Here is an 18,953-nt window from a genome sequence, read left to right on the forward strand (position 1 = left end):
GCGTGAAGCATCCCCTGCCCGGGATATCCCTCTACGCAGGCCGGCCCGGCCGGGGCTTCGCGGGGCCGGAAATCTCCGGCGCCGCCTACTCCTCCCCGCCCATGAGCCCCTCGACGATCCCGCGCATCAGCGCCACGCCCTCGGAGAGGCGTTCCAGCGCCAGCGGGCGGCCACGGGCCTCGCCGCCGGTGGCGAGAACGGCGCGGTCCTGCACCAGTTCTCGGGCGGAGAGGCGGCCGTCGCCGTCATAGTCCAGGCTCTCCACCATCAGCCGCGCGCCCGCCACGGCGCCCAGCGCCCCCGCGGCGCCTGCCAGTCCCGACAGCTCCGGCGAGACCTCCGCTTGCAGGGAGAGGAGCCAGGAGGCGCCGCGGAACAGCCGCGCCAGCTCCGCCGGGCCGAGGAGCTTGTCGCCCGAGACGTCGCCGACGCGGATGAGGGCGGCGGCGCAATCCGCCACGCCCCCGGTGCCGGGGCCGCAGGCGGCCTCCAGCACCTCGATGGCGCCGAGGAAGGCCAGGCCCTCGCCCTGGGCCGCGAAGGGCAGGGGGGTGGCCGGGCAGCGGTGCCAGGCGGTGACGGGGGCATCGCCGGGCAGGCGGTCGTCGCGGGTCTTGTTGGCGGGCTCGGCAGTCTCCAGCCCGTCCCCGCCCTCGACCTTCGCCGCGCGAAGCATCAGGCGCGGGGCCTCCGGGCCGCGGGCGGTGGCCATGGTCCAGCCGGAGGGCAGCGCGCGGGCCTCGGTGAAGCGCAGCAACCGGCCGGTCTCCCCGGCCGGGATGCGGGCGGCGCCGCGGGCGGAGAGGGCGAGCATGGCTGTCGGCGCGGCGCAGCCGCCCTGGAACCAGGCGCCGCCCAGGGCGGCGGGGATGGCCGCCTCCTGTGCCCGGGCACTTGTGATGGCGGCCGGGGCGGCCAGCAGCATCAGGCCGGCGAGAAGGCCGGCGGGGAGAAGGCGGAAGGTCATGGCAGGGGCACCTCGATCCCGGCGCAGAGGTCCAGCGGGTCGCGCGTCGCCTCCTGCCCGTCACGGAACACGGCGGTCAGGCGGGCGGGGCAGGCCGCGCCCTCGGGCGGGGCGACGTCCAGCGTCTCGTTGGCGCCGAGCACGGTGGCGCCCAGCCGGTCCTCCCCGCGCGGGGCGCCGGGGGCGTCGATGTAGAGCTCCACGATCGGCAGGCGGGAGGTGTTCCGCAGCCGCACGCTGCCGGGGCGGGGGGCGGCATCCGCCTCCTCGCCGTCCTCAAGCCCGGCGGTGGCGGCCCAGCCCGGGCGGAGGGTGATGGAGGGGTTCTCGCAGATGTTGACCTCGCGCCGCTCCTCCGCCCCGCCGGAGGGGAAGACGATGCGGAGGTCGGCCACGCAATCCACGGGCACGGAGAGGGTCTGGCGGTCCCCGCGGTTCAGCCCGTCGGGCAGGCGCTCAGGCCCCCAGTCGCCCTCGGCGGAGGAGGAGACGTAGATCTCGTCGATCTTGGCGAGGTGGCGGTTCACGAGGGTGAGCTGGCGCTCCGGGGGGCGGGGGATGCCGCTGCCGTCGAAGGTCACGGGGCCCGTGCAGACATTCACGCCGCGCTTCGCCTCCGCCGCCCCGTCCTCATAGGTGGCGCGCAGGTCGGCCTCGCAGCCCGGCAGGCGGAGGCGCAGGCGGAAGGTGCTGCCGTCGGGCGCCGTTTCCGTGCCCATGCGGTCCACGCCCCAGCCCTCGTCGGCCCCCAGCTCGCCGCCCCGCCCGGCCGGGACCACGTGCAACGCCTGCAGCGCGCGGCCGGCGCGATTGGTCACCGTCACGTCGCGCCAGACCAGCCCGGGGTCGGAGAGGCTGACGCGCGCGTTGCGGCAGGCATCCACCCGGGGACGGGCGACGGTGGAGCCGTCCGCCATGACGGCCGTGATGTCGAACACGCAGTCCCGCCGCCGGCCCAGGCGCAGGCGGTAGGTGCGCCCGGCCGGGATGAGCTCCGCCCCGAGCCGGTCCGGCCCGCGCCCCGCCGCGCCGGGAAGGGCGGCGTAGAGCTCCCGCAGGTCGAGGTCGGTGTCGTTGTTGACCGTCACTTCCCGCGCCGACGCGGAGGCGTCGCCGAGGAGCACGCGGCTGGAGCGACAGAGATCGAGGTTGCGCCGCTCCTCCACGCTCTCATCCGCCAGCACGGCGCGGAGCTGCCAGGCGCAGGGCTGATTCCGGCCGAGGCGAAGGCGCAGGCTGCCGCCGGAGGGCAGCGTATCCGCCCCCAGCCGGTCCTGGCCCGGATCCGTCTCCGTCATCGGCGCAAGGTAGAGCTCGCGCACCGCTAGGCCCGTCTCGTTCGCGACCACCGCCTCCCGCTCGGCGGCGGGGCGGGGCTGGGCGCCGGCGGGCGAGGCGGCGAGGAGCGCCGTCAGGGCCAGCCCCGCCAGCACGACTGCCCGTGGCCCAATCCAGGGCCCCGCCAAGTTCCCCCGCATCCGCAACCCCGATCCCACTCCGCCGCATCGCCAGGATCGTCGCCCGAAAGCCACGGCGCAATTGCAGGAAAGACACAGGTGGCATGCCCGTTCGCCGTTCTGGCCGCCGGTGGCTTCACGCCGACGCGAGCAGGGCGGACAGGGCAGAAAACCCGGCCGGGCGGATTCTGCGCGGCGCGCAGTCCGGTCTAGGATCGGGGCCACGAGTCCATGGGAGGACCGACCCGATGATCCACACGACCACCCGCCGCGGCCTTCTGGCCGGGGCCGCCACCCTGCCTGCCCTGGCCGCCTTTCCCGGCGCCACGGCCCGTGCCCAGGGCGCGCCCCGCTACGGCAACCCCAGCATGTTCATCCCCGCCGCACCCGGCGGCGGCTGGGACGGGCTGGGCCGCGCTATCGAGCAGGTGGCGCGCGCCGCCGGCCTCGTCGGCTCCATGCAGTTCGAGAACGTGGGCGGTGCCGGCGGCGCCGTGGGCCTGCCGCGCTTCGTCGGCCAGCGCCGCGGGCGGCCGGACGCGCTGATGGTGGCAGGGGCCGTCATGGTCGGCTCCACCATCACCAACAAGAGCCCCGTCGGCATCAAGGACGTGACGCCGATCGCGAAGCTGACGGACGAGGCGAGCGTCATCGTCGTGCCCGCCAATTCCGACATCCGCGACATCAAGGGCCTGATGGACGCGCTGAAGGCCGGCCCGCGGGCGGTCTCCGTCGGCGGCGGCTCGGCCGGCGGCATCGACCACATCCTGCTGGGGCTGCTGATCAAGTCGGTCGGAGGCAACGCGCGCGAGGCCTCCTATGTCGGCTTCGCCGGCGGCGGGCCGGCCCAGGCGGCGATCCTCGGCGGGCAGGTCAAGGCGGGCATCTCCGGCCTCTCCGAGTTCGCCGAGCAGATCAAGGCGGGGCGGATGCGGGCCCTGGCCACCACCAGCGAGCAGCGGATCGACCCGAACATCCCGACCCTGAAGGAGAGCGGGATCGACATCGTGCTGGGCAACTGGCGCGGGCTCTTCGCGCCGCCGGGCATCAGCCAGCAGGTGCGGGAGACGCACCAGCGCTTCGCGGCCGACCTGCATGCCCTGCCGGCCTGGAAGGAGCTGCTGAAGACGCGGGAATGGGACGACGCCTACGTGGACGGCCCGGCCTTCGAGGAATTCCTGAAGAAGGACGTGGAGTCCACGACGGCGGTGCTGAAGGATATCGGCCTGGCCTGACGATCTGTCCCTGGGAGAGGAAGCAGGAATTCTTCCTCTCCCCGACCTCCTCACCATCATCTTCTTCCAGGAATTGGTCCTGCTCCGCTGACGGCGCGTTTCGGCTCGTCGTAGAGGGCAACAGCTCAGGTCAGTTCCGCGGCAGCCAGACGGGGTTCCAAGGGCCTCAGGCCCTTGGCGGGGGTTCCAGGGGGCGGAGCTCCCTGGTCCCGGACAGGTCCAGGACGGGCCCTAACTTCCTGCGGGCCACTTGTGTCGCCGGGCCTCAAGCGCCGTCCCGCGCTGCGCCGTTCGCACGCCCCGGGGCCGGTTCCTCCGCGCCTCGGCGGGGATCTTCGCCGGTCCCGTCCTGGAGCATCACGATGCGCGTGGGGAAGGCCAGTTCTACCCCGGCATCCCGCAGCGCCCTGCGGATCGCCGCGATGGCGCGCCCCTGCCCGGTCACGACCTTGTTCCGTACGCTGTCCGTCCACCAGCGTACGCGCAGCGTCACGCCCGCCTCGCTGAACTCCCAGGCGCAGGCATCGGGCGGCGGGTCCTTCGCGATGCCGTCGACGGCCGAGAGGGCGCGCACGGCGGCCTCCGCCACGGCGTCGGGATCCTCGTTGTAGCCGATGGTCACGTCGGCCTCGCTGCGGCGGGTGGGGAAATGCGTCCGCACGATGATGCTGCGCGTGTAGAGGTTGCTGTTGGGGATCAGCACGCGCTGCCCGTCATAGGTCTTGATGATGGTGGCGCGGGCCTCGACCTGCTCCACCGTTCCCTCATGCGCGCCGGAGACGATCTGGTCCCCCGCGCGGAAGGGCTGGCTGTACAGGATCATCACCCCGGAAAACCAGTTCTGCAGGATGTCGCGGAAGGCCAGCCCGACCGCGAGCGACCCCACGCCGAGTGTGGCGAGCAGGTCCGAGGGCTTGATCGAGGGGAAGACGATCGTCGCGAAGACGAGGAAGCCCGTGAAGATCAGGGACCAGCGGGCGAAGCCACCCAGCAGCTGGCCCAGATCCGTGCGGCGCCGGCGCGCGAAGGCGAAGAGCACGGCCCGCCGCGCGGCCAGCCCGCCGATCCAGAACCCCGCCATCACGGCCAGGCCGATCCCGATATTGGGCAGGACCCAGAAGAAGCCCTCGACCATGCTCTGCAGCTTGCTGGTGGTGAGCTGCTCCGGTTGTTGCATGACCTGTCCCGATGCTGCCGCAGGCCGTCAACGCGTCGTGGCCGGGGCGGTTCAGGGGATCCCGTGCCGGCCGGGCGAACGCCGTCCGCGCCTGACCGGCCGGCATGCCCGCCCTCAGCCGGTTTCCCGGCCACGGAAGGCGTCGATCCCTTTCACGGGCGGGATCGCCACCGGCACGCCCTCGCGCGCGGACCGGTAGATCGCCTCCATCAGCAGCTGGTCCTGCACGCCCTCCTCGCCCGGCGTGCGGGGCTCGCGGCCCTCCAGGATGCACTCGGCGAAGTGGTCGATCTCCAGCGCGAACTGGTCCTTCGCGCCCAGCCGCATCTCCTCCACCGCCTCGTTGTCGCCCTTGCGGCGCGCGACCCGCATCCGCTGACCGCGATAGGCGAAGGCGTTCTCCAGGTCGATCCAGCCGCGCTCCAGCCGGACTCGAAGATCCTTGCTCTCGTGCGCGCCGTAGCTCGTGGCGCAGTTGGCGATGGCACCCGATGGAAAGCGCAGCATGAACACCGTCGTCTCGTCGATGTCGCCGTAGCGCCCGTCGCCCTCGGGGTTCACGATCCGCGCGAAGACCTCCACAGGCTCCTCGCCCAGCACGGCGCGCACGCCGTTGAGGCAGTAGAGGCCGATATCCGGCAGCGCCCCGCCGCCCGCCAGCGGCGCCTTCAGCCGCCACTGGTCGGCCGGCCCCTGCACCTGGGTGTTCGTCGCCTCCAGGATCCGCGGGCGGCCGAGCTCGCCGGAGCGGACGAGGCGAACCAGCTCGCGGTTGAAGGGCTCGTACTGGCAGCGATAGGCGATCATCAGCCGCACGCCCGCCGCGCGGCACGCCTCCACCATCTCCCGCGCCTCGGCGGAGGTATTGGCCATCGGCTTCTCGCAGAGCACGTGCTTGCCCGCCTTCGCCACGGCCAGCACGTGGTCGCGGTGCAGCCCGTTGGGCGTCACGACATAGACCGCCTGCACCTCAGGGTTCTCCGAGAGGCGCTCCACCTCGTGGTAGCCGTACACGCTCTCCGCCGCGATGCCGTACTGCGCGGCCACCACCCGCGCCTTCTCCGGGCTGCCGGAGACGAGGGCGACGGGGCGCGCCGCCTTGCACGCCGCGAAGGCCGGCAGGACCTCCTCCAGCGTCAGGCGGCCCAGCCCCATGATCGCGAAGCCCACGCGCTTCCCGGGCGGCATCGGCGCGGGCGGCGGCGGCGCCGGCTTGTCCGCCTCGCCCCTCCAGTTCTCGAAGACCACGGCCCCGTCCTCCACCCCGCCGCGGTCGATGGAGGAGGGCGGGGGAAGCGCGGCGGGCGCGGCCGCGGGCAGGGCCGGGCCCTCCGGCGTGCCGGGGCCGGTGGGGCGGATCGGGTGCTCGGTGTCGCTCAAGCCGGTTGCTCCTCGGTGGTCGGGTTCGGGCGCAGCGCCAGTACGGCGCCCGCCAGCAGGGTCGCGGCGGCCGGCAGGGCCAGCGAATAAGGGCCGGCAAGGCCATGGGTCAGCGCGGAAACCGCCGCCCCCAGGAGCAGCGACGCCCAGCGCAGGATATCCCGGCCGGCCCGCGCCATCTCGCCGGCCGCCAGGGCGCGGGCCGTGCGGACCAGCGCGCCGGTGATGAAGGTCACCCCAGGATCGCCGGAGAAGACCTGATTCACCGCCCCCATCCCCGCGGCGACCGCGAGAAGCACCGCCAGCGGCCAACGCCCCTCCGGCGTGCCGAGCCCGAGCAGCAGCCCCAGCAGCAGCATCCCACCGGTCAGCAGCAGGGCAGGGGCCGGGCGCGGCGCCTTCCCGGCCCGGGCAAGCCGCGCCGCCAGGGTGGAACTCGCCAGGAAAGCCAGGATCACGGCACCCAGCGGCCAGGCCTTGGCCCAGGCCCCGTCCGCCAGGGACTCCGCCACCCGCGCCGAGTTCCCGGTCATGTAGACCGGCAGGATCTCGCCCCCGCGCAGCACGACCAGCGCATCCACCCATCCCGCCAGCGCCGTCAGGGCACAGGCCGCCAGCAGTGGCGCGGCACCCCCGCCCGCCCCGGTTCCCGCCCCCTTCACCGAACCATCCGCCACCACGCCCAAACCCTCTCCCGCGGAACCGACCCGCCCCATCGGCCGAGCGCTCCCGCTCCAAACGGCGCTCCGCCCCCGGGGATCACTGGCTGAATTGCAACGCTGTATTTCCGGTCGCCGAGCGGGGCGTTTGTGCGCGGCGCCGGCTGCCCGGGATCAGGGGGCGCCGCCTCCTGGATCCCCCCGGGCAAACGCGAAGCGTTTGTCCCGAGGCAGGAGGCTGGTTGGACCTATAGGTCCAACCCTGGACCTGCATCGGGCTGCCGCGAGACTGACTTGAGCTACCGTCCTCCTGCGATCGGAACTGATCCTGCCTTTGCCGTCGCCTCGGCTCCACGAGCCGAGGCGCACTGTCAGTCCAGCAAGACCAACTCGAAGAAAAAGATGATGGAGAGGGGGCCGGGGAGAGGAAGAATTCTTTCTTCCTCTCCCCGGGACAGGCCGTCACCGAAGGACGAGGGCAGGACCCCGAACCCGCAAGGACCCTCAGGCCACCGGCAGCCGCACGACGAAGCGCGCGCCGGCGACCGACCCATCCGGGTTCCGCCGGTTCTCGGCCGAGATGCGGCCGCCCAGCCCTTCGACGATCTGGCGGGAGATGGAGAGGCCGAGGCCCGAGTGCTGGCCGAAGCGCTCGCCGCTCGGGCGCTCCGTGTAGAAGCGGTCGAAGATGCCTTCGAGCTTGGCTTCCGGGATGCCGGGGCCCTCGTCCTCGATCGCGATCTCCGCCATGGCCCCCGTGGTCCTGGCACGGACCCGGACGGCGCCGTTCCGGGGGGAGAAGGAGAGGGCGTTGCCCAGCAGGTTGCGGAACACCTGCACCAGCCGCCCCTCCACCCCGCGCACGACGAGGTGGGCGGGCGCGTCGATCTCCATCGCGGGATCGCCCTCGCCGCGGGTGGCGCCGTGCAGTTCCACCAGCGTGGCGAGGATGGGGCCGACATCCACGGGCTCGGCGACGGAGCGAGACAGTTCCGCATCGACGCGGGAGCTGTCGGCGATGTCGCCGATCAGGCGGTCCATCCGCACCGCGTCCTCCGCGATGATGGCGAGGAGGCGCTTCTGCTGCTCCGGGTTCTCCACGCGGCGCAGCGTCTCGATGGCGGAGCGGACGGAGGTGAGGGGGTTGCGCAGCTCGTGCGCCACATCGGCCGCGAAGCCCTCATTCGCGTCCACCCGCGCCCAGAGGGCATTAGCGCCGGATTGCAGCGCGCGGGCCAGCGTGCCGATCTCGTCCTGCCGCCCCATCAGCGGCGCGGGCACCGACCCGCCGCGCCCCTTGCCCTGCCGCATGGAGGCGGCGGAGGCCGCGAGTTCCAGCATCGGCGAGGCGAGCGTGCGGGCGAGATAGACCGAGAGGGCGACGGTCAGAGCCAGCGCCATGGCGAAAAGGGCGAGGACGGAGCCGCGGATCTCCATCACCCGCTCATCCACCTCCCGTGCCTCGCGGGTCAGCAGCACGATGCCCACGGGCTGGTTGGCGCGGCGCGCGGGCTCGGCGACCGAGACCAGAAGGCGGCCGTCCGCGGTGCGGCGGACATAGGGGTTCACCCCGCCCTCCAGCGCCAGGCGCAGCTCCTCCCGCCGGTCCGGGCCGAGGTCGGGCTGCCAGTCGAAGGAGGGGGCGTCCGCGCTCTCGTCCACCACCACGGCGGGGCCCCGCACGCGGGGGCGGGGGAACCAGCCCAGCACCCTCTCGTAGACGCGGCCGATCAGCCCGGCCACCGGGCCCGGCTGCTCCGGCGGGGGCAGGGGCTCGGTAACGATGGCGCCGCCCGGTCCTTCCCGCACGCGGCTGTCGGCCACCAGCAGCCCGTTGTTGTCGAAAAGCTTCGCCTGGGTGCCCGGGCTCGGCTCCGTCAGGCGACGCAGCAGGGGGCGGGCGGTGTCCGGCACCAGGGTCGCGCGGTCATCCTGGATCCGCACCCCGGCCTCGGCGATGCCGTTGGCGTAGATGCGGGCCTGGGTCCGGAGGCCCTGGACCTCCGCGGCCAGGAGCCCGTCCTGGTACTGGTCCAGGTAGAGAAGGGTGGCAGCCAGCAGGAAGGGCGGCAGCATGTTCACCAGCAGGATGCGCCGCAGCAGCGGCGACACGCGCCGGTTCCGCCCGCGCCGCTCCAGCGGAACGGCGGGGTGGATATCGGTCAGGATCGGGCCGCTCGCGTCCGGCATGGGGCGTAGCCTACGACAGTTCCATGGCCGAGGGTGAGGCCGGGGCGTGGCATTCCCGGGGCGCCCACGGAAAATTCCGCACGAAAAAAGGGCCGCCGGATCTCTCCGGCGGCCCTTTCCTCACGCTCCGCGGTGCGGAGCGACGGCTCAGCTGTGCTGGCCGGCGCCGCCCGTGGCGCCGCTCGCCTCGAGCGCGTTCTGCTGGGCAGTGGCGAGGTTGCTGGCCAGCGGCGTGCGGCTGTCGGCCCCCACCCAGCGGCCGGAGGCGGTGGCGCCCTCGGGCACGCGGTCCTGATCGGCGAAGGCGGGGGCGGAGGCCAGGGCGCCGCCGATGAGGGCGGCGGCAAGGGCGATGTTGCGGATGGTCGTCATGGCGTCATGTCCTGGGTCGATGGAGCGGCAATGTGCCGCCCCGCGTTGACCCCTAGATGCGCCCGGCCGGACGGGAACTCCAACGCAGGGGATGGATTTCGGCTATCCACGGCCTGGATGGATTCTCACGCTTCCTTGTAGCGATACCCGATGCCGTAGAGCGTTTCGATCTGTCCGAAGCCCTCATCCACCGCGCGGAACTTCTTGCGCACGCGCTTCACGTGGCTGTCGATGGTCCGGTCGTCCACGTAGATGTTCTCGCCATAGGCGGCGTCGATCAGCTGGTCGCGGTTCTTCACCATGCCCGGGCGCACGGCCAGCGCCTTCACCAGCAGGAACTCGGTCACGGTCAGCTGCACCGGCTTTCCCTTCCAGGTGCAGGTGTGCTTCGTCTCGTCCAGCACCAGGTCGCCACGGGCGATCACGCCGCCCTGGGGGGTGCCCGACCCCTCCGCCCGGCTCGCCTCGTTCCGGCGCAGCAGGGTGCGGATGCGCTCCAGCAGCAGGCGCTGGGAGAAGGGCTTGGTGATGTAGTCGTCCGCGCCAAGGCGCAGGCCCATCAGCTCGTCCAGCTCGTCATCCTTCGAGGTGAGGAAGATCACGGGCATGCCGCTGCGCTGGCGCAGGCGCTGCAGCAGCTCCATCCCGTCCATCCGGGGCATCTTGATGTCCAGCACGGCGAGATCGACGGGGCGCGCCATCAGGCCCTGCAGCGCGCTCTCCCCGTCGGTGTAGGTGCGGACGGTGAAGCCCTCCTGCTCCAGCGTCATGGAGACGGAGGTGAGGATGTTGCGGTCGTCGTCGACGAGGGCGATGGTATGGGGCATCGGGCGTCCCTGAAGGCCTGGTCGCGGCGGCGACGCGGGAAGATGGCAGCCGATTGTGGCGGCCGGATGGAGTGAAGATGCCATGGCGGGGGAAGAACCGGGAGAGGCGGATGCCGATCCGGCCCTGGAGGCGCGCCGCCTGATGCGCGCCGCCGCCGCCGCCACCCTGGCGACCGTGGGGGAGGGCGGACAGCCCTTCGCCTCCCTCGTCACCCCCGCCGTGGCGCCGGACGGGTCGGTGCTGCTTTTCCTCTCCGCCCTGTCCGAGCACACGCGCCAGCTGCGCCGCGACGGCCGCTGCGCCCTGCTGTTCCAGGGCGCGCCGGACGGCCCGAACCCGCAGACGACGCCGCGGGTGAGCGTGACGGGGCTGGCAGAGCCGGTGGAGGATCGGGAGCTGAAGGACGTCTGGCTGGCCCGCCACCCCTATGCCGAGCCCTATGCCGGCTTCGCGGATTTCGGGCTGTGGCGGATGAGCCCTGGGGGCGCGCTGCTCGTCCTCGGTTTCGGCCGGGCGCACCGGCTCAAAGCCGAGGCCCTGCGGCCGGAGCCAGGGGAGGCGTAAGCGGTCTCACACTTCCGTGATGCTGCGCTTGCTAAGTAACTGGACGGTTATTTTTGCCGGGGTCTGCATCCGGCCTTAATTTTGCGCCGGAGCTGCGCGATTATACGCCCAGTTCCACGCGGTTCTCCGGCGAGAGGAGAACCGGGCCATCCAGAGGCACGTACTTAGCAATGAACGAGATCAGCCATTCCCGGGCCCTGTCCGGCACCGGCGTCACGGCCACGGCCGCGATCCACGCCAACCTGACCGCCCCGGGTCTGGTGCAGCACGCCATGCGGCGCGGCGAGGGCCGCCTCTCCGCCGACGGCGCCTTCATGGGCGTGACGGGCGTGCACACCGGCCGGTCCGTGGCCGACAAGTTCGTGGCCGATGACCCGGAGGCGACGAAGGAGATCTGGTGGGGCAAGGTCAACCAGAAGCTCGACCCCGCGAAGTTCGAGGCCTTCACCGCCGAGGTCCGCTCCTATCTCGGCAAGCAGCCCGAACTCTTCACCGAGGATCTCTACGCCGGCGCCGACCCTGCCTACCGCATCAAGGTGCGGCTGGTGACGACGAATGCCTGGCACGCCCTGTTTGCCCGCAACATGTTCATCCGCCCTCCGGTGGAGGAGCTGGCCGGCTTCGAGCCGGACTACGTGATCCTGCACGCGCCCGAGATGGACGCGAAGCCCGAGCACGGCGGCCGCCCGAACTCCACCACCCTCATCGCCCTCTCCTTCGCCAAGAAGATCATCGCGATCGCCGGCACCAGCTACGCCGGCGAGATCAAGAAGAGCATCTTCACCGTGATGAACTGGCTGCTGCCCGCGCAGGGCGTGCTGCCGATGCACTGCTCCGCCAACGTGGGCAAGGCGGGCGACACGGCGCTGTTCTTCGGCCTGTCCGGCACCGGCAAGACCACCCTCTCCTCCGACCCCGAGCGCGCGCTGATCGGCGATGACGAGCACGGCTGGACGAAGACGGGCGTCTTCAACTTCGAGGGCGGCTGCTACGCCAAGGTCATCAAGCTCTCCAAGGAGGCCGAGCCGCAGATCTGGGACGCCTCCCACCGCTTCGGCGCGGTGCTGGAGAACGTGATCGGCGACGAGCGCGGCAACCTCGACCTCGAGAACGGCTCCCTCACCGAGAACACCCGCTCCTGCTACCCGATCGAGTTCATCCCGAACACGGTCCCGGGCGGCCAGGCTGGCCTGCCGAAGAACGTGGTGATGCTGACGGCCGACGCCTTCGGCGTGCTGCCCCCGATCAGCAAGCTGACCCCGGCGCAGGCCATGTACCACTTCATGTCCGGCTACACCGCGAAGGTGGCGGGCACGGAGAAGGGCCTGGGCAAGGAGCCGCAGGCGACCTTCTCCACCTGCTTCGGCGCCCCCTTCCTGCCGCGCCACCCCGAGGTCTACGGCAAGATGCTCGCCGAGCTGATCGAGCGCGACGGCGCCCAGGTGTGGCTGGTGAACACTGGCTGGACCGGCGGCGCCTACGGCACCGGCCACCGCATGTCGATCAAGCACACCCGCGCCCTGCTGCGCGCCGCGCTGGACGGCAGCCTGGCGAAGGTCGAGTTCGAGACGGAGCCCTTCTTCGGCCTCTCCATCCCGAAGGCGCTCGAGGGCGTGCCCGCCGAGGTGCTGAACCCCCGCGGCAGCTGGGCCGACAAGGCGGCCTACGACGCGACGGCGAAGAAGCTGCAGGGCCTGTTCGAGAAGAACTTCGAGACCTTCGCCGGCGCCGTCAGCGAGGACGTGAAGAAGGCCGCCATCAAGGCCGCGGCCTGACCGGAACGGGGGAGGGCTTCGCGGCCCTCCCCCACCGCTTCCCCTGGGTTGCGCGGCCCGGCGGAGCTATATCCACCGTATGTCCCGCGCCCTCATCCTCGATACCGAGACCACTGGCCTCGACCCCGCAACCGGCGACCGCGTGCTGGAGGTGGCGGCGATCGAGGTGGTGAATCTCATGCCGACCGGGCGGCACTTCCACCGCCTGATCAACCCCGAGCGCGACGTGCCGCCCGAGGCCTCGAAGGTGCACGGCTTCACCGCCTCCATGCTGGCGGACAAGCCCCTCTTCGCCGCCATCCTGCCGGAGCTGCTGGAGTTTTTGGGCGACGATCCCGTTATCGCCCACAACGCCCCCTTCGACTTCAAGTTCCTGGACTACGAGTTCGACCGCTGCGGAACCCCGCGCATCCCGCGCAGCCGCATGGTGGACACGCTGGAGATGGCGAAGAAGCGCTTTCCCGGCCTGCCCAACAGCCTGGACGCCCTCTGCCGCCGCTTCGGCATCGACCTCTCCGCCCGCACCACCCACAACGCCCTGTTGGACGTGCAGCTCCTCGGCCAGGTCTACCTGGAGCTGATGGGCGGCAAGCAGCCCGGGCTGGCGCTGGCCACCACCCTCGGCGGCTCCCGCAGCGGCTTGGCCGCCACCGCCGGGCCGGTCGCCCGCACGCCGCGCCCCATCGTCAACACGGCGGAGGAGATGGAGCGTCACGCCGCCTTCGTCGGTAAGCTGAAGGACCCGGTCTGGGCAGGCCTCGACGCCGCGCCTTAACGCCGGATCGGATCCAGCCCCGTCGCCGCGATCGCCTCCGCCGCCTCCGGCGCGCCAAGGAAGGCGATCAGCTCCCGCGCGGCCTCGGGCTGCCGGGCGCGTACCGTCAGGGCCGCGGCGGCAAGGGAGACCTTCTGAACCTCCTCGGGAATGCGGATGATCTCGATCCCGGGGATGGGCATGAGCTCGGAGATCTGCTGCAGCCCCAGCGCCGCGTCGCCCCGCGCCACAACCGCGCCGATGCGGTCGGGGAACCAGCGGCGGGACTTCGGCAGTACCCGGTCCGCGATGCCCAGGCGCTGCACCAGCTCGCGCTCGAAGAACAGGCCGGAACCGCTGGGGGAATAGGCGATGCTCGGCGCCGCGAGCAGGGCGGCGCGCAGGGCCTCCACGCTGGACATGTCGGGCCTCGGCGTTCCGGCCCGCACGGCGAAGGCCACGCGCGTCTCGGCGAGGTCCCTGCGGGTGGAAAGGTCCACATGGCCCGCGGCCGCCAGCGCCTCCAGCGCGTCCCCCAGCGCCAGCACGACATCCGCCGCATCCCCGCGCGCAAGCCGCTGCGGCAGCGCGTCCGGCGCCGGGCCGAAGGAGGCGCCATAGGCACTGACCAGCCGGTGCCCCCTCCGCCGCTCGAACTCCGGGCCCAGGCGCTGATAGGCCGCGGTGAAGCTGCCGGAGGAGAGGACGTGGATCTCTACGCCCTCCGCCCGCGCGGCGCGGAGGAGGGCCGGGGCGGACAGCGCGCCGAGCAGCAGGCGGCGGGTGAGGGTGGTCATGCAAGGCGCTCCTCGTGCCGCCTCTTGCGGGCGGGCCGGGACGGGAGGCTAGCGCCGCGCCGGGCCGCGCGTCCTATGCCTAATCCTCCGCCTGCCATAACCGCCGGGCCCTCTCTGGACATCCCCGCCCGCGCGTCGCATGGCATGCCGTTCCGCAAGGGGATACGGCTGATGGTCGAGAGCGTGATGAAGAGCCCCGCCTACCAGGAGGCGCTGCGCCACCTGGCGGCGAACCACGCGCGCTTCGTCGAGGAGACCATCCGCCTCACTGAAATCCCCGCCCCCTTCTTCGGGGAGGAGGAGCGCGGCCGCGCCTACCTGGAGATGCTGCGGGAAGCCGGGCTGGAGGAGTGCGAGACGGACGCGGAGGGCAACGTGATGGGCCTGCGCCGCGGCCTCGGCAACGGACAGCTCATCGTTGTCGCCGCGCATCTCGACACGGTCTTCCCCCCCGGCACGGACCTGAAGGTGCGGCGTGAAGGCACCCGCCTCTACGCTCCCGGCATCGGCGACGACACGCGCAGCCTGGCGATGAACCTCGCCTTCCTCCGCGCCATGGACGCCGCCGGTATCCAGACCCGGCACGACATCCTCTTCGTCGGCAATGTCGGCGAGGAAGGGCTGGGCGACCTGCGCGGCATCCGCTTCCTGTTCCAGCACGGCCGCTACGCCGGGCGCATCGCCGCCTTCATCTCCGTGGAAGGGCCGATGGGCATGGGCACCGTCGTCTCCGGCGCCACGGGCTCGCTCCGCTACCGCGTCACCTTCCGCGGGCCGGGCGGGCACAGCTTCATGGATTTCGGGATCGTCAGCCCCTCCTTCGCCCTCGCCGAGGCGATGGCCGGCCTCTCCCGCCTTCCGGTCCCCGCCTCGCCGCGCACCACCTTCAGCGCCAGCGTGATCGGCGGCGGCACCTCCGTGAACTCCATCCCGAACGAGGTCTGGCTGGAAGTGGACCTGCGCTCGGATTCCGCGCAGGAGCTCGCCCGCATCGACGCCGCCTTCAAGTCGGTCGTCGGCAAGGCCGTGGACGCGGAGAACGCAGCCCGCAGCACCGCCAAGGGCGCGGTCACCGTGGAGTGGAAGAAGATCGGGGACCGCCCCGCCGGCGCCATCGACCGCGACAGCGCCCTCGTCGCGAACGCCACCGCCGCCGCGAAGGCCCTGGGCTTCGCGCCCAAGACCGTGGCCAGCTCCACCGATGCCAGCATCCCCATCTCCATGGGCATCCCCGGCATCGCGCTCAGCGCCGGCGCCGGCGCGGGCGCGCACACGCTGGATGAGTGGGTGGACGTGGAGCCGGGGCAGACCTTGCACGACATGCAGCTCGCCTTCGCCACCCTGCTGAAGACGGCGGACATGGAGGTCTGAGGCCCGTGCCGGCCCGTCCCCTCATCGCCTCCCACCGCGGCGGCAGCTACATCTGGCCGGAGAACAGCCCGACCGCCTTCCGCGAGACGGCGAAGCTCGCGGTCGATCAGGTGGAGTTCGACGTCCACCTCTCCGCCGACGACGCCTGCGTGGTGGTCCACGACGCCCTGCTGGACCGCACGACGGAAGCCCGCGGCCCCGTCCGCGCCCGCACCCTGGCGGAGCTGCGCGCCATCCGCATTCGCGGCGCGCACGGGGAGACGATCCCGACCCTCGCCGAGGTGGCCGCGATCTTCCGCGGCACGCCGGTCCGCCTGCGCCTGGATATCAAGGCGGACGCGGAGCGCCGCCTCTACCCCGGCATCGCGCCGCGCGTCCTCGCCGTGCTGGCCGAGGCCGGGATGCTGGACGGCACCGTGATCACCGCCTTCCAGGCCGAGACGATCACCGCGCTGCGCGAGGCCGGCTTCACCGGCGAGGCCATCTGGCTCTGCGCCCTGCCCACCTGGCACGACATCGGCCTGAAGGGCGCGCTCGGCGTCGCACGCGGCCGGGGCGCGCAAGGCCTGGGCCTGCACCACTCCATCCTCGACACCGGCGTGCTGGAGGCGGTGCGCGGCGCGGGCCTCTCCCCCGGCGCCTGGGGGCTGAAGGAGCGCGAGGATATCCGCCGCGTCCTCGAGCTCGGCGTGGACGTCTTCACCAGCGACGATCCCGTCACCGCCCTGGCCATGCGCGGATAGGGCGGTCTGTGGCCAGGGAGAGGAAGAAGGAACTCTTCCTCTCCCCGGACCCCTCTCCTTCATCTTCTTTTTCAAGTTGGTCTGAACGCTACCGGCGGTGCGCCTGAGGTCGATGACCTCAGGCGACTGCAAGGGCAGGATCAGACCCCCAAGCAGAAACACCGTGTCAGGACGGCGACGGCGGCAGCCGGACGGGGGTCCAGGGGCCTCAGGCCCCTGGCGGAGGGTCCAGGGAGGCGGCGCCTCCCTGGGGCCACCCGCACCCCATCACTGCGGATGCACCGGCGGCGCCCGCCGCCATCCGCGCGGCCGACGAACACGCTCCCGCATGAAGGTGAAGACGCCGGAGAGAATGATGATGGCGACGCCGAGGCCCATCATCGCGTCCAGCCCGTCGCCGAAGATCGTGTAGCCGAACAGAATCGCCCAGATCATCTGGCTGTACTGCGCGGGCGCCACCAGGCTCGCCTGGATGCGGTTGGACGCCATCATCACCATGACGTTGGCCAGCGCCATCAGCAGGCCGTAGCCCAGGAGCCAGAGCCACTGCATCGGCGTGGGCAGGGTGAATTCCGGCAGCATCAGCAGCCCTGCGCCGACGATGGGGCCGATGAGGCCGGCGCCGTAGAGGGAGAGCCGCGTCTCCGACCTCCCCAGGGCACGCAGCATGACGACGGTCACGGCGCCGGAGAGCCCGCCGACCACGGCGCCGAGATGGCCGACGTTCAGCTCGCGGAAGCCGGGCCGCAGCACCACCAGCACGCCCACGAAGCCCAGCAGCACCGCTCCCCAGCGGCGCCACCTCACCTCCTCCCCCAGGAAGAGCACGGAGAGGATTGTCACGAAGGTCGGCATCAGGAACAGAAGGGAGAAGGCCTCGGCCATCGAGAGGTGCGTGAAGGCCGTCACGCTGCCGAGGCTGCCGGTGAAGGCCGTCGCGGCGCGCAGGAACCACATGGCGCGGTTCCGCGCGCGAAACACGCCAACCAGCCCCTCGCCGGGATCGCGGATGAAGGGAAGGGCGGCGGCGCCCAGGAGGGCGCCGAAGAACACCGCCTCATAGGCGCTGATCGAGCCGTGCAGCAGCTTCACGGAGGCGTCGCTGACCGCGTAGGCGGCATAGGCGAGGAAGGCGAGCAGCACGCCCTGCGCGGATCGGTCCATCCGCCAGCCCTTAGAGGGAATTGCTGCGCTGCGGTATGGCGCGAAGACGTGAGGTGCCTTGCCGGGGTCGACGATTGGACAAGCCCGCCCACTCGGTCTGGAATGCCGGGCATGACCGATTCCTGGCGCCTCTCCGCGAGCGAGCTGGCATCCCGCATCCGCGCCCGCGACCTCTCGGCGGAGGAGGCGGCGCGTGACGCCCTGGCCCGGCTGGACGCCGCCAACCCCGCCATCAACGCCGTGGTGCAGTTCATGCCGGAGGAGGCCCTGGCCGCTGCCCGCGCCGTGGACGCCGCCATCGCGCGCGGCGAGGACCCCGGCCCCCTGGCCGGCGTGCCCGTGACCACGAAGGTGAACGTGGACCAGAAAGGCCACGCCACCACCAACGGCCTGCGGATCCAGAAGGACCTGATCGCAGGGGCGGACAACCCCGTGGTCTCCAACCTGCGCAAGGCGGGCGCCGTCATCATCGGCCGCACCAACACCCCCGCCTTCTCGCTGCACTGGTTCACCCGCAACTCGCTGCACGGGCACACGCGGAACTCCCGGAATCCCGCCCTCACCCCCGGCGGCTCCTCCGGCGGCGCGGCCTCCGCCACCGCGGCGGGGATCGGCGCTATCGGGCACGGGACAGACATCGGCGGTTCCGTCCGCTACCCCGCCTATGCCTGCGGCATCCACGGGCTGCGCCCGACCATCGGCCGCATCCCCGCCTGGAACCCGGCCGGCCCGGAGCGCGCGATCGGCGCCCAGCTCATGGCCGTCTCCGGTCCGCTCGCCCGCTCCATCGCCGATATCCGCCTGGCGCTCCAGGCCATGGCCGCCCCGGATGCCCGAGACCCCTGGTGGGTGCCCGCCCCCCTGCAGGGCGCACCCTTTCCAAAGCGCGCCGCCCTCTGCGTGCGCCCGGAAGGCATGGCCACCACGCCGGCGGTGGAGGAGGCCCTGCGCGCCGCCGGCCGCAAGCTCCAGGACGCCGGCTGGACGGTCGCTGAGACCCCGGTCCCGCCCATGCGGGAGCCCGCCCGCCTCCAGGCCCTGCTCTGGCTGGCCGAGAGCCGCCGCGGCCTCAAGAAGGCCTTGGCCGAGGAGAACGACCCCGACGCCAATTTCGTCTTCGCCCAGATGGAGCGCCTCTGCCCCGAGCCCGACATGAACGCCTTCCAGGATGCCCTCCAGGCCCGCGCCGGCTTCCTGCGGGAATGGAGCCTCTTCCTGGAGCGCTACCCCGTGGCCCTCATGCCCGTCTCCGCCGAGCCGCCCTTCCCCGACCTGCTGGACCTGGAATCGCCCGAGGCCTTCGACCGGGTGATCGAGGGTCTCCTCCCCCAGGTGGGCCTGCCCCTGATGAGCCTGCCCGGCCTGACCGTCACAACCGACCTCTCCGGCCCCGCCCCCCTCGGCGTCCAGCTCGTCGCCGGCCGGTACCGCGAGGACATCCTGCTGGAAGCCGGGGCGCTGCTGGAGACGGAGATCACCATCGCGGGGTAGCCGCGCCGCCGCGGCGCAGGGCTGGGATG

Annotated in this window: 17 protein-coding genes; 7 read left to right on the forward strand and 10 right to left on the reverse strand. The window is 72.2% G+C overall.

Features of this window, described 5'->3' with window-relative positions:
• Positions 1-85 precede the first annotated feature (85 nt).
• Together J5Y10_RS13470 and J5Y10_RS13475 are read right to left on the reverse strand one after the other, a co-directional pair.
• Positions 86-967, reverse strand: a complete 882-nt coding sequence (locus J5Y10_RS13470) for a hypothetical protein (protein ID WP_209374342.1) — start codon at positions 965-967, stop codon at positions 86-88.
• Positions 964-2,433 (reverse strand): hypothetical protein, encoded by a 1,470-nt coding sequence (locus tag J5Y10_RS13475; protein ID WP_209374344.1) that lies wholly within the window; start codon positions 2,431-2,433, stop codon positions 964-966. Before J5Y10_RS13475 ends, J5Y10_RS13470 begins: the two co-directional genes overlap by 4 nt.
• Positions 2,434-2,672: 239 nt before the next feature.
• Here J5Y10_RS13475 and J5Y10_RS13480 point away from each other — a divergent pair, with 239 nt between their 5' ends.
• Positions 2,673-3,659 (forward strand): Bug family tripartite tricarboxylate transporter substrate binding protein, encoded by a 987-nt coding sequence (locus J5Y10_RS13480; protein WP_209374346.1) that lies wholly within the window; start codon positions 2,673-2,675, stop codon positions 3,657-3,659.
• Positions 3,660-3,924: 265 nt separating this feature from the next.
• On the opposite strand, the gene J5Y10_RS13485 is transcribed toward J5Y10_RS13480, so the two are convergent.
• The 6 genes from J5Y10_RS13485 to J5Y10_RS13510 all read right to left on the reverse strand — a co-directional run bounded on the left by J5Y10_RS13485 (position 3,925) and on the right by J5Y10_RS13510 (position 10,264).
• Complete coding sequence (locus tag J5Y10_RS13485) at positions 3,925-4,836, reverse strand: mechanosensitive ion channel family protein (RefSeq protein ID WP_209374348.1); 912 nt, start codon at positions 4,834-4,836, stop codon at positions 3,925-3,927.
• A gap of 114 nt (positions 4,837-4,950) precedes the next feature.
• Positions 4,951-6,216, reverse strand: coding sequence for a Gfo/Idh/MocA family protein (locus tag J5Y10_RS13490; protein WP_245214676.1), 1,266 nt, complete (start codon positions 6,214-6,216; stop codon positions 4,951-4,953).
• On the reverse strand, positions 6,213-6,893 hold the full coding sequence (locus J5Y10_RS13495; RefSeq protein ID WP_209374350.1) for a DUF1275 family protein: 681 nt from the start codon (positions 6,891-6,893) through the stop codon (positions 6,213-6,215). The genes J5Y10_RS13490 and J5Y10_RS13495 overlap by 4 nt, the downstream gene beginning before the upstream one ends.
• Positions 6,894-7,379: 486 nt before the next feature.
• Positions 7,380-9,065: a sensor histidine kinase gene (locus tag J5Y10_RS13500; RefSeq protein ID WP_209374352.1), complete on the reverse strand. Its 1,686-nt coding sequence runs from the start codon at positions 9,063-9,065 to the stop codon at positions 7,380-7,382.
• A gap of 147 nt (positions 9,066-9,212) precedes the next feature.
• Positions 9,213-9,437, reverse strand: a complete 225-nt coding sequence (locus J5Y10_RS13505; protein WP_209374354.1) for a hypothetical protein — start codon at positions 9,435-9,437, stop codon at positions 9,213-9,215.
• 125 nt (positions 9,438-9,562) lie between these two features.
• On the reverse strand, positions 9,563-10,264 hold the full coding sequence (locus J5Y10_RS13510) for a response regulator transcription factor (protein ID WP_209374356.1): 702 nt from the start codon (positions 10,262-10,264) through the stop codon (positions 9,563-9,565).
• Between the two features lie 82 nt (positions 10,265-10,346).
• On the opposite strand from J5Y10_RS13510, the gene J5Y10_RS13515 reads away from it, so the two are divergent.
• From J5Y10_RS13515 to dnaQ, 3 genes are all read left to right on the forward strand, one after another.
• Positions 10,347-10,829: a pyridoxamine 5'-phosphate oxidase family protein gene (locus J5Y10_RS13515; protein ID WP_209374358.1), complete on the forward strand. Its 483-nt coding sequence runs from the start codon at positions 10,347-10,349 to the stop codon at positions 10,827-10,829.
• Positions 10,830-10,999: 170 nt separating this feature from the next.
• A complete protein-coding gene (gene pckA / locus J5Y10_RS13520; protein WP_209374360.1) occupies positions 11,000-12,604 on the forward strand; it encodes a phosphoenolpyruvate carboxykinase (ATP) in 1,605 nt (534 codons plus the stop codon).
• 79 nt (positions 12,605-12,683) lie between these two features.
• Positions 12,684-13,379, forward strand: a complete 696-nt coding sequence (gene dnaQ / locus J5Y10_RS13525) for a DNA polymerase III subunit epsilon (protein WP_209374362.1) — start codon at positions 12,684-12,686, stop codon at positions 13,377-13,379.
• Here dnaQ and J5Y10_RS13530 read toward each other — a convergent pair.
• The gene (locus J5Y10_RS13530) at positions 13,376-14,155 is read right to left on the reverse strand and encodes a substrate-binding domain-containing protein (protein ID WP_209374364.1); all 780 of its coding nucleotides are present in this window, start codon (positions 14,153-14,155) and stop codon (positions 13,376-13,378) included. The two genes, dnaQ and J5Y10_RS13530, sit on opposite strands and share 4 nt — an antisense overlap.
• Before the next feature lie 171 nt (positions 14,156-14,326).
• Here J5Y10_RS13530 and J5Y10_RS13535 point away from each other — a divergent pair, with 171 nt between their 5' ends.
• Complete coding sequence (locus tag J5Y10_RS13535; RefSeq protein WP_209374366.1) at positions 14,327-15,526, forward strand: M20/M25/M40 family metallo-hydrolase; 1,200 nt, start codon at positions 14,327-14,329, stop codon at positions 15,524-15,526.
• A 5-nt stretch (positions 15,527-15,531) separates the two neighbouring features.
• Entirely contained in the window at positions 15,532-16,269 is a 738-nt protein-coding gene (locus J5Y10_RS13540; protein ID WP_209374368.1) for a glycerophosphodiester phosphodiesterase, read from the forward strand.
• Positions 16,270-16,536: 267 nt separating this feature from the next.
• On the opposite strand, the gene J5Y10_RS13545 is transcribed toward J5Y10_RS13540, so the two are convergent.
• Complete coding sequence (locus J5Y10_RS13545) at positions 16,537-17,433, reverse strand: DMT family transporter (RefSeq protein ID WP_209374370.1); 897 nt, start codon at positions 17,431-17,433, stop codon at positions 16,537-16,539.
• Positions 17,434-17,544: 111 nt separating this feature from the next.
• Between J5Y10_RS13545 and J5Y10_RS13550 the strand changes: the two genes are divergently transcribed.
• Positions 17,545-18,924: an amidase family protein gene (locus J5Y10_RS13550; protein WP_209374372.1), complete on the forward strand. Its 1,380-nt coding sequence runs from the start codon at positions 17,545-17,547 to the stop codon at positions 18,922-18,924.
• Positions 18,925-18,953: the final 29 nt, after the last annotated feature.

Source organism: Roseomonas indoligenes, assembly GCF_017813365.1.
GTDB lineage: Bacteria > Pseudomonadota > Alphaproteobacteria > Acetobacterales > Acetobacteraceae > Roseomonas > Roseomonas indoligenes.

Excerpts from the sequence above, each read along its gene's own strand:
- J5Y10_RS13500 (WP_209374352.1), bottom strand. The coding sequence starts at position 9,065 with ATGCCGGACGCGAGCGGCCCGATCCTGACCGATATCCACCCCGCCGTT.
- J5Y10_RS13535 (WP_209374366.1), top strand. The coding sequence starts at position 14,327 with ATGGTCGAGAGCGTGATGAAGAGCCCCGCCTACCAGGAGGCGCTGCGC.
- J5Y10_RS13530 (WP_209374364.1), bottom strand. The coding sequence starts at position 14,155 with ATGACCACCCTCACCCGCCGCCTGCTGCTCGGCGCGCTGTCCGCCCCG.
- J5Y10_RS13545 (WP_209374370.1), bottom strand. The coding sequence starts at position 17,433 with ATGGACCGATCCGCGCAGGGCGTGCTGCTCGCCTTCCTCGCCTATGCC.
- J5Y10_RS13480 (WP_209374346.1), top strand. The coding sequence starts at position 2,673 with ATGATCCACACGACCACCCGCCGCGGCCTTCTGGCCGGGGCCGCCACC.
- pckA (WP_209374360.1), top strand. The coding sequence starts at position 11,000 with ATGAACGAGATCAGCCATTCCCGGGCCCTGTCCGGCACCGGCGTCACG.
- J5Y10_RS13510 (WP_209374356.1), bottom strand. The coding sequence starts at position 10,264 with ATGCCCCATACCATCGCCCTCGTCGACGACGACCGCAACATCCTCACC.
- J5Y10_RS13485 (WP_209374348.1), bottom strand. The coding sequence starts at position 4,836 with ATGCAACAACCGGAGCAGCTCACCACCAGCAAGCTGCAGAGCATGGTC.
- J5Y10_RS13505 (WP_209374354.1), bottom strand. The coding sequence starts at position 9,437 with ATGACGACCATCCGCAACATCGCCCTTGCCGCCGCCCTCATCGGCGGC.
- dnaQ (WP_209374362.1), top strand. The coding sequence starts at position 12,684 with ATGTCCCGCGCCCTCATCCTCGATACCGAGACCACTGGCCTCGACCCC.
- J5Y10_RS13550 (WP_209374372.1), top strand. The coding sequence starts at position 17,545 with ATGACCGATTCCTGGCGCCTCTCCGCGAGCGAGCTGGCATCCCGCATC.
- J5Y10_RS13470 (WP_209374342.1), bottom strand. The coding sequence starts at position 967 with ATGACCTTCCGCCTTCTCCCCGCCGGCCTTCTCGCCGGCCTGATGCTG.
- J5Y10_RS13515 (WP_209374358.1), top strand. The coding sequence starts at position 10,347 with ATGGCGGGGGAAGAACCGGGAGAGGCGGATGCCGATCCGGCCCTGGAG.